This is a genomic window from Coleofasciculus sp. A1-SPW-01, from assembly GCF_040217205.1.
Lineage (GTDB): Bacteria > Cyanobacteriota > Cyanobacteriia > Cyanobacteriales > Coleofasciculaceae > Coleofasciculus > Coleofasciculus chthonoplastes_A.
This window is the reverse complement of sequence record NZ_JAVJNP010000040.1, coordinates 12,685-27,182: the sequence shown is the minus strand read 5'-3', so window position 1 is coordinate 27,182 and position 14,498 is coordinate 12,685. Positions and strand designations below refer to the sequence as shown.

Annotated in this window: 9 protein-coding genes and 1 pseudogene; 3 read left to right on the top strand and 7 right to left on the bottom strand. The window is 47.0% G+C overall.

Annotated elements, in window-relative coordinates:
• Nucleotides 1–322: 322 nt before the first annotated feature.
• Nucleotides 323–2,308: an iron uptake porin gene (locus RH949_RS06595; RefSeq protein WP_446352300.1), complete on the top strand. Its 1,986-nt coding sequence runs from the start codon at nt 323–325 to the stop codon at nt 2,306–2,308.
• Between the two features lie 568 nt (nt 2,309–2,876).
• On the top strand, nt 2,877–5,309 hold the full coding sequence (locus tag RH949_RS06590) for a hypothetical protein (RefSeq protein WP_446352299.1): 2,433 nt from the start codon (nt 2,877–2,879) through the stop codon (nt 5,307–5,309).
• Nucleotides 5,310–5,555: 246 nt separating this feature from the next.
• On the opposite strand, the gene gndA is transcribed toward RH949_RS06590, so the two are convergent.
• The 7 genes and pseudogenes from gndA to RH949_RS06555 form a co-directional block, all read right to left on the bottom strand.
• A complete protein-coding gene (gene gndA, locus RH949_RS06585) occupies nt 5,556–6,971 on the bottom strand; it encodes an NADP-dependent phosphogluconate dehydrogenase (RefSeq protein ID WP_446352318.1) in 1,416 nt (471 codons plus the stop codon).
• 204 nt (nt 6,972–7,175) lie between these two features.
• Nucleotides 7,176–8,240 (bottom strand): annotated as a pseudogene (locus RH949_RS06580) (RNA-guided endonuclease InsQ/TnpB family protein); the annotation flags it as partial.
• Between the two features lie 881 nt (nt 8,241–9,121).
• Nucleotides 9,122–9,841: an ATP synthase F0 subunit B gene (locus RH949_RS06575; RefSeq protein WP_044208624.1), complete on the bottom strand. Its 720-nt coding sequence runs from the start codon at nt 9,839–9,841 to the stop codon at nt 9,122–9,124.
• Entirely contained in the window at nt 9,748–10,302 is a 555-nt protein-coding gene (gene coaD / locus RH949_RS06570; RefSeq protein WP_006102623.1) for a pantetheine-phosphate adenylyltransferase, read from the bottom strand. The genes RH949_RS06575 and coaD overlap by 94 nt, the downstream gene beginning before the upstream one ends.
• Before the next feature lie 83 nt (nt 10,303–10,385).
• The gene (locus tag RH949_RS06565; RefSeq protein ID WP_446352298.1) at nt 10,386–13,319 is read right to left on the bottom strand and encodes a hypothetical protein; all 2,934 of its coding nucleotides are present in this window, start codon (nt 13,317–13,319) and stop codon (nt 10,386–10,388) included.
• 100 nt (nt 13,320–13,419) lie between these two features.
• On the bottom strand, nt 13,420–14,004 hold the full coding sequence (locus RH949_RS06560; protein ID WP_446352317.1) for an Rpn family recombination-promoting nuclease/putative transposase: 585 nt from the start codon (nt 14,002–14,004) through the stop codon (nt 13,420–13,422).
• 16 nt (nt 14,005–14,020) lie between these two features.
• A complete protein-coding gene (locus RH949_RS06555) occupies nt 14,021–14,164 on the bottom strand; it encodes a DUF2887 domain-containing protein (protein ID WP_446352316.1) in 144 nt (47 codons plus the stop codon).
• Between RH949_RS06555 and RH949_RS06550 the strand changes: the two genes are divergently transcribed.
• Nucleotides 14,105–14,233 carry a hypothetical protein gene (locus RH949_RS06550; protein ID WP_446352297.1) on the top strand — a complete coding sequence of 43 codons (129 nt, stop codon included), beginning with the start codon at nt 14,105–14,107 and terminating at the stop codon, nt 14,231–14,233. The two genes, RH949_RS06555 and RH949_RS06550, sit on opposite strands and share 60 nt — an antisense overlap.
• The last annotated feature ends 265 nt before the right edge of the window (nt 14,234–14,498 follow it).

The window sequence follows — 14,498 nt, the reverse complement described above, 5'->3', positions numbered from 1 at the left end:
AGACAGGTCTTACCTGACAGATAGTCCTGTTCCTCTAGAAAGACTCTCGCTAGTCAAGTTATCGGACATCGACCGAACGCGATCGGTAAAACCCGCTCTTAATTACCTGAACATAAATTTTGTTAACTAGGTTAAGAATTGTCAAAGTCCTCAATTCCTTGTTTCTGTTTCCTGTTCCCCGTTTCCTGTTCCCCGTACCCTTTTCTCTTTCTACAAAAGGAAACTTAGCTTTGATTAAGGAAAAAAGAGCTAATTGACAGTTGTCTCTTCTTTATAGCTAAAATCGAGGGCGAGTGTGGTTTTTTTGAGGAGTGATAAAACTATGACGACTTATGGACGTTTGGGAAAAACAGCGTCTTCAGCCTTGATGTTTGCCACCTTAGGTTGCTGGGTGACCAGCTTCTCTGCCGCGCAAGCAACGCCTGTTGAATCTTCAGAGCAACAGCCGACAGATTTGGCTCGGCTGACTGAAACGTCAGGAGTAGACCCAGGACTGTTTCTGTCAACTGAAACGGGACTGGTGAATTCTCCGGTTGAGATAGCTACCCCAGGAACTGAAGCAGAGATCATCACTGAACTAGAGGTATCCACCACCAGTGAAGTCGGAATGATCACGTCAACGGATTCTCTAATCGAGTCCGAAGACACCTTTGTGGAAACCCAAGTTCAAGACTTAGCCCAAGCCTTACCAGAAATGGAAGACAGCAGTGATCCCACTGTACCTGATCCGCTGTTTGTTGATCCCCTTGAAGCGGTAGAGGAATCTGACCCGATGGGTCAAGTGACCAGTGTGTCTCAATTAAGAGATGTTTCTCCCGGAGACTGGGCGTATGAGGCACTACGGAGTCTGGTAGAACGCTATGGTTGTATTGCCGGATATCCAGATGGCACATTCCGTGGCAATCGGGCGATGACTCGGTATGAATTTGCCGCTGGCGTGAATGCCTGTATGCAGCAAATTGAGCGGTTAATCGCGGGTCGGACTGACTTTCCCACCGGGGATTTAGAAAGTCTGCGGCGGTTAGTGTTGGAGTTTGAGGCAGAACTCGCTACCCTGGGGGCGCGGGTAGATAACCTAGAAGGTCGGACTGCACTTTTAGAAGATAATCAGTTTTCGACGACGACTAAAATCTTTGGACAAGCCATTCTAGGGGTGCAAGGGCGTAGTGGTGATGAGTTTGTACTCGCTGGCAATGAGATTTCCGATGATGACACCAATGTCAATGTGATTAACAATGTCCAGTTGAGTCTGTTCACCCAATTTAGTCCCCGTCAGCTTTTACTCACCAGCTTCCAAGCTGGGAATGGTAGTACCACCAGTCCTGCGACCAGAGACCCCTTGGGTAACTTTGTTGGTCTGGGATATGAAGGAGACAACGATAACGATTTACGACTGACTGACCTCAACTATCGTCAACTCTTTGGCAGTAGTTTTGCCTTAATCGTTGGACCAGAGGGGGTTAACCCAGTGAACGTCTTCCGGGGTGTTAACCGCATTGAAAGTGCAGGTTCGGGTCCCCTCTCTCGCTTCGCCCAGCGCAACCCGATCATTAGTATCGGCAATGGCAGTGGTGGTATTGGCTTTGACTGGCAAATTGCAACTCGTCTGAGTTTACAAGGGGTTTACTCGTCCAGTCTTCCAGATGAGCCAGAAAATGGGGGAATTTTTGGTGGAGATCAAACGACAACCACGGCTGGGGCACAGTTAGTTGCCTCACCCTTAGATACCCTGGATATATCCCTTCAGTACATCAATTCCTATTCACCCAATGGCTTTTTGGGTACTGGTGTTGGGGATGACCGGGTTGCTTTACAACAAGTCAATAATGGATTCCTGCGGGCACCGATTAACACCAATGCCTTTGGTGCTGGTTTGGAATGGCGTGTCATTCCCAAACTGACCGTTGGAGGTTGGGCTGGTTTTACGGATTCGGATTTTGAAAACGGTTCAGGAGACGTGCAGACGTTTAACTGGATGGCGTTCCTGAATTTCCCAGACTTATTTGGTGAAGGGAATTTAGGTGGGATTTATGTGGGTCAGCCACCAAAAATCACGGATAGTGATATCACCGATGATGCTGGTATAGGCAGGAACGTTCCAGGTTTCTTCTCTACCGATGGCATTCCCAATGCATTCGATGAGGGAGGTCAACCGGATACGACGACTCACCTGGAAGTATTCTATCGTTGGCAAGTGGCAGACAATATCAGCATCACGCCGGGAGTCGTTGTGATATTCAATCCCTTGCACAACGATGACAATGATACGATTACCATAGGCGCGATTCGGACAACCTTTACGTTCTAAGCCAAAATTGAAGATTGGGGCAGTTGCTGGAATACCGTTATTGGGATAGGGTGCATCCCCATCTGGCGACTACACAGCCACAATTGGAGTGTTCGTCATGCTGAGCTTCGTTCTTCGCGAAGCGAAGGAACGGAAGCGAAGCATCTCTCCAGATTCTGAGGAGAGGTTTCCATGCTTGGAAATGCCAATAATGGCGAAATTATAGTGCGAGCATCTTGCTCGCTACTAATACCCAGTTGAAATGCATAACAACGCTAAAATGCTGTTTCAGAAGTTTTTATGAAGTTCTGGTAAAGTTACTTTTTTGACGGAACCCTCCTAATTAAGGCGCGTCTTGAACTTCAGACAGGCTAGCGAAATCACTAGGAATCTGCATCTTTTTACTGTTTTAGTCTGTTGACATCAGTGAAAAGCCAGTCTTGGGTACTTTATCCCCTCTTCTGGATACATACTTCGCGATCTGACTCTGCTCAGGATTAAATCACAACTAGCCAACTGTTGGGTTAGGTTTCGGAGTCAACCCTATATCTCAGTTCCTTTAGTTCATATACAGATGGAGTCTAACAAGATGATTCTCAAATCACTACGCTACATAGTTGGTTTAGGGATAGTTGGTGGTTTAGCGGTAGTTATCGCACCAGGCGCTGAAGCTCAAACTACAACCACGACAACAACGAGCCAAACTACCACAACCAACGGTATTGAGGTAACAGGCGGTTCAATTGGCGGTCAAGCCGCCTTTTTCGTTCCCGGTATGAACGCTACAAGCGGGAGTGTCACCCTATTTGATGTCGGGATTCAGGAACTGAGCATCGAAAGCACCAATGGAAATACCACAACCGCCCGCTTTGAACCCAGCGCTGCTAGTTTTGACGATGTTAATACAAGTGGTACGCCAGACGCTGGAGACACAGGCGTCCTCCAAGGTAAACTGACAGGGATAGCCTATACACGACAAGGTATTATCGTTCCTTACAATCAGGTTGATACAGTTCTCAACTTTGAGCTGAGTTCCTTTAACCAAACCTTCTCAGATTTGTCAGGAACTCTGGTGAGTCCTGCGGTCATGGGTGATGCTCCACTGGTTTTCTTGCCAAATGTAGAGGCGACGTTATCTCAGCAGTCTCAGTCTGAGTTTGAAGCAACCTTAGGTGATTTACAAATTGGTGACTTTGAGGCTGACTTAAATAGTGGGCTGATTAATCTCCCATCTAGCTATATTTTGGGAGATTCTAGCACTGTTACAATTCCTGAAGTCTCGCTGCTAGAAAAACTCAAATTCAAGTTTGAAGGGGAAGACTTAGCTGGCGGAAGTTACACCTTAGTGGGTGTAGACAGCGATAGCCTTCGTTTTGCAGGTGAAGCCAACAAGAAATTTGAAATTGAAACCGAAGGCGCTTCCGGTGAAAAGTTCAAATTTAAGGGAGACATTGGTTTTGTTGATATCACCATTGATGATATTAATGAGATAGAGGCTGACGGAACAATTGATACTAGCCTTGATTTAGACAAGTTCAAAATTGAGGGCAAAGATGAAGGAGCTGTAGCTGGCTACGCCTCTGTCTTTGGTACAGACGGTGTAGCATTTAGCAGCTTTGGCGATAGCGACAAAGATAAAGTTAAGTTTGAATTTGAACAGGGTGATTCTAAACTAGAGGGAGAGAGTCGGGGTCGCTTTGATTTCTACGCTGCGGCTGGAGTGAGTAGCTTTAATGTTGAGAACGACATTGAAGGTGGGTATACCTACTCTAATCCCAGCGATGATGACAATGTGAATTTGGTTTGCGGTGTTTGTGCGAGTTCTCCAATTTCATTCAATACTGATATCGTTTTCGGTGACACCACAATCAATTTGGTTGAAAGCGGCGGTAGCACAGTTATAAACTACACCCTTAGCGGTGGTGATACCTTTATTGTCAATGGCAGTGGTTCGGCAGGTACGAGGTTATCGGCAAGGGCTGGTGCTGGCGCTGGTGCTGGTGCTGGTGCTGGTGCTGGCGCTGGTGCTGGTGCAGGCTCAGGTGCGAGTGCGAACACGTTTAACACTAACTACGTAGCCTTCAACGGCGGATCAAGTAGTAGTCAGACCAACTACCAAATTTCTCAATCAGCTCGTTTCAACAGTAGCAGCCAGTATCAGTTCCGATCGAAGGTAAAAGTTAAGTATCACGCGCGAGGTGGCGATCGATACTACTTGGTTACAACAGGTGGTGGTAGTGGTTTCGGTTCTGGTAGCGGTGCAGGTTCTGCTTCCGGTAGCGGCGCAGGTGCTGGCTCAGGTTCGGGCGTAGGTGCAGGTTCCGGTAGTGGCTCAGGTGCAGGTGCTGGTTCTGGTAGCGGCTCAGGTTCGGGCGTAGGTGCAGGTTCCGGTAGCGGCTCAGGCGCAGGTGCAGGCGCAGGTGCAGGTGCTGGTTCTGGTTCGGGCGTAGGTGCAGGTTCCGGTAGCGGCTCAGGCGCAGGTGCAGGCGCAGGTGCTGGTTCCGGTAGTGGCTCAGGTGCGGGTGCTGGTGCTGGTGCAGGTTCTGGTAGTGGCTCAGGTGCGGGTGCAGGCGCAGGTGCTGGTGCTGGTGCTGGATCAGGTTCCGGTAGTGGCTCAGTCGTTGCTGGCTATAAGTTAGTTGGTCCACAAAGTCGTTGTTTCCCAGGTTTAGTGGGTCTGCGACAACTTTCTCAAGATGAACTTGGTGATGTTGCAGATGATGCTGATCTTGAAGCTGACAATACTGCCGGTGTCAATAATAATGCAACTTTCCCGGCTGATGGTGACAACGATTTTGATGATACTGACACTGACATCGATGATGACTTAGAAGTTGACGATGACGACATGGGCGATGATGACGATGATGACGACGATGACCAAGCGCAGGGTAATATGAACCGCAACTTCAACCAAGGGATTGGCAATGGTGCAGAAGGTGGTGACCCTGGTAACTCTGCACCCCGTGGTGGTAGCAACGATGAAGGTGGACGGACACCTGGAGAGCGAGTCAATCCGTAAGGGCAGCTAAAGAATAAGTGTCTTCTGAGATAGGTTTAGGGGTAGCAATACCCCTACCTATGTCGTTCCAATTCATGGCAAAGTCAATCTTGTGCAGCAAGCCCTAATTATATTGTGAGAAGGGAGTAGTCCATTTTAATGGACTTAAGCTATTAGCCCGGAGTTTGAACTCCGGGCTCCGGGCGGCTGTCGGCGCTGACTAAAAATGGTGCAAGCTGTCAGTTTTAACCGACGCGGATCATATCTCTATGACTGCGCCCATTCGGTATGGAAAACCCCTTCCTTATCGGTTCGCTCATAAGTATGAGCGCCAAAGTAGTCGCGCTGGGCTTGGGTCAGGTTTTGCGGTAAGCGATCGCGCCGATAGCTGTCGAAGTAATCTAATGACGCACTAAACGCTGGAACCGGGATTCCCAACTGATTAGAAGCTACTAGCACCTCCCGCCATGCATCCTGGCGATCCAGAATCGTTTGCTTAAACTCTGGCGCTAACAATAAATTCGGCAGTTTCGGATTCTCATTGAAGGCATTTTTAATCTTATCCAGGAATCCTGCCCGAATAATACAACCCCCTTTCCAAATCCGGGCAGTTTCTGCCAAATTCAGGTTGTAATTAAACTCCTCCGAAGCCTTACCCAACAATGCCATTCCTTGAGCATAGGAACACATTTTTGAGCAATAAAGCGCATCACGGACTTTATTGATAAACGCTTGGCTATCTCCCTCATAGTTGCCCGTCGTCCCGATCAGCTCCTTCGCCGCCGCGACTCGTTCCTGTTTATAAGACGAAATCACCCGCGCATTCACCGCTGCATAAATCGTGGGAATCGGGACACCCAATTCCAGAGAACTAACCACCGTCCAGCGTCCAGTTCCCTTTTGTCCGGCAGAATCCAAAATCAAATCAACCAACGGCTGATTCGTATCCGGGTCAATGTACTTGAAGATATCCGCCGTAATTTCAATTAAAAAGGAATTTAGCTCATCGGTTGTATTCCATTCGGAAAACACCTGATGAAGCTGCTTGTGATCCAATCCTAAGCCATGTTTGAGCAAATCATAAGCTTCGGCAATGAGCTGCATATCGCCATACTCAATCCCGTTATGCACCATCTTCACATAATGACCTGCACCCCCAGGACCAATGTAGGTGACACAGGGTCCATCATCCACCTGAGCAGCGATTTTGGTCAAAATCGGTTCTAACTCTTGATACGCCGTATCCGTGCCTCCTGGCATCAAGCTAGGACCATGGAGCGCTCCTTCTTCGCCACCACTGACCCCCATCCCGACAAAGCCGAGTCCCGTGGCTTCTAAGTCTTTGGTGCGGCGTTCGGTTTCTTCGTAGAGGGAGTTCCCGCCATCGATAATCATATCGCCCGGTTCGAGCAGAGGTTTAAGTTGATCGATGACAATATCAACGGGTTTGCCCGCTTTAACCATAACCAGGATTTTGCGGGGACGTGCCAAGGTTTTGACAAACTCTTCCAGGGAATAGGCGGCGGTGACATTTTTATCCGAGGCACGCTTTGCCATAAACTCTTCCGTTTTTGAGCTAGTCCGGTTATACACCGCCACTGGAAACCCGCGACTTTCCACATTGAGCGCTAGGTTTTCTCCCATCACAGCTAAACCGATGACTCCGAAGCTTGGTTGTGTCATATATCTCTCGTCAGAATGTAATTGAACGTTTGACATCCTCCCCCGGCTGAAGCGCGGGGGATTTCCTACCAGTCGAACAGTTTTTAACTGCACGTACTCTCGTTGGGTTGACAGCTCATCACGCACTGCCTTCAAAGAGGTCTTACACGCACTCCCTGTCCGTTTATAGTCGTGGGTATGCCCTACCCCGACTCGCTCTATGTTGACCGAGGCGTTATCATCCCGGTCATGTTCAGTTCCGCAGTTTACACAGACAATTGTCCTAACCGATAGATCTATTTTTCCCCATCGATAACCACATTCCGAACAGATCTGGCTAGTGGGTTCCCATCGGCTAATCACCCTAAAATCCCGGTTGTACTTGTTGGCTTTAGCTTCGCACATTGACCGGAACTCATGCCATCCAGCTTGGCTAATTGCACGTGCTAACTTGCGGTTTTTCAGCATACCGCCAACATTCAAATCCTCCAAAGCGGTGATTTGGTTCTCATCTACCACCTTGGTGGATAACTTATGCAGGAAGTCCTTACGTTTATCCCTTATCCGGGCATTGAGTTTAGCAACCTTAACCCGCATATGTTCACGACGTTTGCTTCCCTTTTTCCGTTTAGCTAACCGCCGTTGGCAACGCTTCAGCTTATGGTAGAGTAGGGAATAATCTGGACTATCAATTTTCTCACCATTGCTGCATGAGGCAAAGGTTTTCAATCCTAGGTCTATTCCGATAGATGGGTTCTTAGCAGGTCTAATCTCCGGTTCTACCTCAACCACAAAGCTGAGAAAGTATCTGCCAGCACAATCCTTGATTACCGTGACTGAACTAGGTTTAGATGGTAGGGGACGCGACCTTATGGTTTTAACTTCTCCAATCTTAGCCAGGTAGACTTTAGCTGCTTTGATCTTAAACCCACCCCTGGTGAATCGTGCGGTTTGGCGATTGGTTTTCCGCTTAAACCGTGGAGGGTTAAACTTTTTACATTTACGCTCACCTAATCGGGATGAGAAAAAGTTCTTGAATGCAACCCCTAAGTCTGCGACCGACTGCTGGAGAGGGATAGCTGATACCTGTCCCAACCATTCCCTCTGTTCAGTTTTCTTAGCTTGGGTGATGCATATCTTTTGTAGTTCGCTATTTTTAGGCAGTTTGTCTGACTGCTGGCACAAGGCTAAGGCATCGTTCCATACAACCCGCACACACCCAAATAGCCGCGTCAAGGACTGACGCTGACCAGGAGTGGGATAAATGCGGAATTGGTATCTTGCCTTCATACCATCACACTAAACTACTATTTATCCTAGTATAGTGTGATAGTTCTATCCGGATATGACGGCAAATTTTCTGACTTCATGCTTCTAGGTCACCCATTTGGGTGAGAAACTTAAGTCATCGGACAAGATTAAGGTTGATAGTTGAGATTGGGAAACTCACGGGCAGAAAACGGGGAAAGGTAAGGATTTAATGCTTGTTAACATTTATTAGTACAACGGACAGAATGTATGTCTAGGTACTTACCGAAATACGGAGTTGACAAAAGCCGCGTTTTTCTGATTATCTAAAAAATAGAATTAGAATTGAAAAAAATGTGCGCCTATAGAGTCAGTTGAGTTCCATTGACCGTTTGATTGGGTAAAAAATCCGTAGCGGTATCCCTTCATCAACAAAATTACTTGTCCTAATCATTTCCCAGCTTTGGGCTAGTATTGGCAAAGAAAAATCATCTAAATCATTACCGCCAAATAGGTTAACCCGAATTCAAGACGTTCGCGATCGCACCTTACTTCTTGTCTGTGCCAATGTATCGGTTGACTAGGTTTCATCAATCGATGTCGTTTAGAACGAACTTACATTTTAACCCACGCAGGTGGGTTTTGTTTGTATAGCTGCGGTTTCCAACCGCCCCGCTAAGTTGACTACACAGTTCCGGAAACATTTAGTTTGCCCGGACTTCAGTTTAGTCCAGATGGAGAATTATTAGTAGTCGTTGCTCCAATGACGAAGATTTGGCTACATTCAACCTTTTACCTGATTCGAGTATGAATAAGTCCATAAATCAAAGTTATCTATGGTGACGGGTTGGTCAGTCTCCATGATAATTTTATTCGTCTACATCAAGGTTCTTAGGAACGGGAAGAGGGGCAACCCTCAACCCTTACCCACCCTTCTTTTTCGGTGACGCTGAGGATGAACGAGACCCAGATCCGCCAATCCCGTCTTTATCTTGCGGTTGTCCGGGTGGTACATCCTGGTAAAGTTGCTGACGTCCATTGCGAATCACCCTCAGCATGTCAGTAAGCTGTTGCTCGATACTATTGAGTACAGAATCAGCATAATCATCCGCACCGTTTTGAATGTCTTCGCATTCTTCGAGTGCGAGTTGGCGCAGTTGTGCCAATTCCTGCTGGGCTTGGCGGCGCATCTGTTCAATGTCAGTCCGGGTTTGTTCTTGCAGCGTTTCACACTCTTGCTGAACCCGTTGCCGGATTTGCTTGGCTTCCAGTTCTGCTTGTTGCACAATCCCCATGTCATCCAGAATCTGTTGAGCTTGTCGTTCAGCGGCTTCTAGGATTTCTTGGGCATAGTCTTCCGCTTGTAGGAGAATATCTTCCCCTTGCTGAACAATCTTTTGAGATTTTTCAAACGCCTCTGGTAGACTCGCCCGCACTACATCCAATTGGGTTAAGAACGCTTCTTCATCAATCAACGTGTACTTGGTCAAGGGGATGTGTGGGCTATCAAACAGCATCTCCTCTAGCTTAGTGAGTTCTCGCTGGATATCTACATCGGGGGTTCCAGAGGAAAGGCGTTTCTCTGGGGGGTTGGGTTCTGGGAGTTGGTTGGGTTCGATGCGGGATGACTCTGGGCGTAACATCGGCAAATATCTAGGGCAACCTGGGGGGGAACAAGATGGTTAACAGATCCGCCAAATTTGGCAATCTCTTTCACTACGCTACTACTTAAAAAACTGTACTCGTTAGACGTGGCGAGAAAAACGGTTTCTATTTCATCCCAGAGGGTTTGATTGGTATGCGCCATCTGGAGTTCCTTCTCAAAGTCTGACAGCACCCGTAGTCCCCGCAGTAAGACTTGAGCATTCTTGAGTTTGGCATAGTCCACAGTCAAACCTGTGAAGCTATCGATTTCGACATTCGAGAGATGCTGGGTACAGCCGCGAATCTGTTGTACTCGCTCTTGTATTGTAAACAATGGCGATTTACTCGGGTTGCGGAGTACGGCAACAATGACAGTCTCAAAGAGCTTACAGCTACGCTCAATGATATCGAGGTGTCCTAGAGTGATCGGATCGAAGCTGCCTGGATAAATTGCAATCACGACAGAGACATCTGGAGGGGTACTGAGGAATTATAAGCTGTTATGACGATCTCTGGCGTTAACTTTAATTGTCCCCACCTAGTCTACTCCCATTCTCGCCATTGATCGATCCAATCTTGAACAAGGTCAAGAATTGGCTCACGTCGCTTGACAATGTTAGCGGTTATGCTGATAAAAATAATGCCAGCAATTATGAGCATAATCCACTTAGAGAATGGGTAGCGAAAACCCAAATAGACTAACTGGTAGAATACTGTAAAAATAAATGTGACCGTTCCAACCATTAAAAATGCCCGGACTTGCAGTCCTAATCCAGCCACAATAGCAATCAGACTAATAATTCCCGGAATGAGTCCAACGTCTTGATGAAACCCTAACGCTACCAAACAGATTATGCCGCTACCCAGTAAGCGGATGTAGTGACGCCAATTCCGTTTTTGCGGTAATCTTAATTCTGGATCAATTTGGGCGATGTAGAGGAAAAAATAACCAATCACGGCAGCATAGGCTAAGGGTTCAGTAACCTGCTGGCTTTGCAAAACACGCCAAATTGCCCAATCGATAAAAAATAAACTTAAGTATGTCCAACGTAAATTAGATTGGCGATTGGTGACCCAGGAATAAAAACCTGCAAGAACCAATAAATTAAAAGAAGAGAGGGTTTGAGGATTGATTAAAATGCTCAAAAGAGGCAATATCGTGGCGTATCTTTGCCAAGGCTGATCATTCCATCCCCACCGCCACCAGGACGTTTGATAAACAGCGATCGCGAATAGACTTGCAATTATAGCTCGCCAGGGATCAAATAGGCTTAACTGTGTCCATATCAAACGCGCATAAATACCAATGGCAACAACCTCGGTTAATCCGGCGTATATCCAGATGTGAGACTTGGGGAAAAATGGGGAAGATGAGGGAGATGGGGAAGATGAGGAAGATGAGGGAGATGGGGGAGATGGGGACGAAAACTGGCGTTGTTGAATTCGTAAATTTCCTTGGAAAAACGCATAACTAGCGAGGATCAAACTGAGGATAAGTCCAACGAATTCCATCAGGTTAGGGGAGGTTCCCACAGACATCCCAGCCGCTATAACCATCAAGACACTACCCATTCCCCAATGAATGTGGGCGGTAATTTCGATTTGGGTGACGCTGATATGGAAAAATGTAGCCTGATCGCGCGACCGCAAAAACCAGGTGAGTGAACGATAAATACCGCAGAGTACAGCCGTGACTAACGCTAAAATAATCAAGCCATTCCCAGGATTTCCCCCATCGCTTTGCAGTATCTGATAAATCACAAGTTCATACCAAGCCAGGGAAATACCTGCCAGAGAAAGATAGATAATACCTTTGGCTTGAGTACGGTGATACGCTACGCTGATACCGATTAACGCCGCACCTAAGGTGAGCAATCCCGTATAGGGGGTGAAATAAAAAAAGCGTAAACTAATGCCAATCAGAGAATAAATTACCAACTCGTACCAGGCAAGGGAAATACCTACTAGGAAAAGATAGGTGATGCCTTTCCCTTGAAGACGGCGACGCCCTAGGATAATGCCTGTTAAAGCCGCACCTAGGGTGAGCAACCCTGTATAGGGGGTGAAATAAGAAAAGCGCAAATTAATGCCAATCAGGGCATAAACTAAGGGTAAAGATTCCAATACATCCCGCCAATTTCCTTCCCGTATTTCAGACGTGCCAGGGTACGTCTCTACATGCTCCCCGTCTTCCCCACCTAAACGAGCAAACCACCAACGGTTGAGAATTAGTGTTACATAAGCCAGGATAATGTTCGCAGCACCGAGGATTAAGGATGAACCATTAAGCAGTACAATCGCATTAGCTATTGTCAATTCTATTGCCCAACTAATGCCGTAAATACTGAATTTGGGAAAAGAATGCCAATATCGGTAAAGAATAGCAGCACCAATGAGCATTGATGCAGTCAGGTACTGCCAACTGGATGGAATGAATTCTAGATACATATTGGCGCTTTGCAGCGTCAGTAGTCCTAGTTCCGTAGTGGACAAAGCAATTGCCCAGCGATCGCAGGCTTGAGCGTACAATTGAGCTAGCCTGCTAGACTGGGGCGTTAAGCCAGCACGTAGCAGCCATAATCCGAAAATTGCGATCGCGCCCACCCAATACCAATCAGCAGAAGACACTGGGGGTAATTCGGCAATGCCTTGTCCCAGATATACTGCACCAAAACTTAGGCTAAATCCAATCGCGATCGCGGCGGCTAAGGGTTGCTTGAGATAGCAGCTATTGATGAACATCACGAAAGTAGCGACACCCAAACCGATGAGACTGATATCCGGTTGGAATAGGGTTAGCCCTTGGACGAGAAATAAGGCGATCGCACTCCACCAAAATACTTGGATTTGCCTTGAGTTTAGCTCCTGATTGGGAGTAGAATCTGAGTCTAACTCAGTGTTGTCTACCGATGACCACGGATTAATCAGGGAATCGTTGAATGACTCTCGGGGAAAGGAATTAGCCTCTTTGTTGCCTTGGCGCGATCGCGTACTGCGGCTGGCAATGTCGGTTAAGCTTAACGGGGTTAACAGCCATAAGATTCCCCAAGGTGGCATAGAAGCGGGAACAAAAAATAGGTCAATAAAGATCTCATCGGCTAGCAAGACATAACTGAGTCCGGCTAGCACAAAACCCAAATGCCAGCAACTGCGATACCAAATTTGTTTGACGACAGGGAATGGGGGATTCGGCTCTACAATTTGCCCTTTGCTCAGATTCCATTCTGCCACCATCAGCACCAAGAATAGAGTCGCCCAGAGGGGTTCCCTGAGAGTCGGTATCCATCTGTGAATCAAGAAACAGATGGTCAACAATCCACCAATATGGGTGAGGTAGACGAGAACAACTCGCACAAAATTAATCCGTTGACCGGGTGGCTGATATTTTTTATTGTGACTTAACTCGTCACGCCAGACTACGATAACGGGTTTATCCTGCGCGAATACGTGGAGATAGCGACGGTTATCGAGTCGCACTGATCACGCAATCTTTTAAACCACCAACGGGCGATCATATTCCTAGGGACACAGTAATATCTAAATCTACTGCCCTAGGTGGATGTGGTGGCGCGATCGCTCACTCAAATGACTCTCCTGACTCAATCGCATTCTGCACCATGGCTTTGTTCACGGAAACCGATGGAGTTTCCTGAGTATCAGAATTCCTCCCCAAGAGCTTCTCTACCATCGCACTCAATAAGCCTGATCGGATTTGACGCCAAGCCATTAGCTGTGCAGCATGTCCCTCCTGCTTGCACCACTGGGCGATAGCGCATGATAAGTCTTCTATTTTATCGGGTAACGGTTGAATCAAAAAAGCCAATTCCGCTAAGTCTTGTGGGGAAAAAAGTGAGCGTTGATGATGTAACAGTTCAACAAAAGCCGCAACATTTTGCTTATGGAATAAGTGGGACGTATGTTGGACAACGTCTACTGGCAAATCTTGCAACTGAGCGATTTGCTCCAAGCTTAACCCAAACTGGAGCATACGCGGGATGGCGGTTAACTTGGCTTTGAGTTCACCTTCTTCTAACCCTTCCTGCCTGCCTTCTGTTAACCCTTCTTGCTTGGCTTCCTGATACACTTTGGTTTGTTTGAGTTCACTTAACCCTAACATGGCTTCTATCTCCTGACGGCTTTTTTGTGGTAATTTGTAAACGATGATTGTTTCGATTAAATCAATACTGAACTTCGACTAGGTAGAAGGGTTGGTTTGAGGCTTCGTTCTTGGGTAAAAATAAACCATCAACTCGAAATGAGAGTTGTTTGATTTCACGGGAGGTGAATTGGTAGGTGGCGGCTTGTTCTGTGGATTGGTTAATCAGTTCAAAGAAGATACTGGGGAACTCTTTAAACAGGCTATAGAAGATGGTAAGCTGTTCGGCATTTAAACCTTAATGTCAATAATGGCGAAAGCCTTGTAGTGCGAGCATCTTGCTCGCTACCCATTCCCAATTTAAATGCATGACAGCTTATCAGTTTTCACGTTCTCCTTGGGTAAAGGTGACACCGTTGACAATGGGTAGTATGCCAACCTCTGTTACCCAAAATTTCTATTCAGATTATATTGACAAAATTAATAATATATGAATCGAGAGGAGAGCGATCGCGCCCTTGGCGGAAATCGCGCCCGTTATAGATAAGAGAAACACCTGT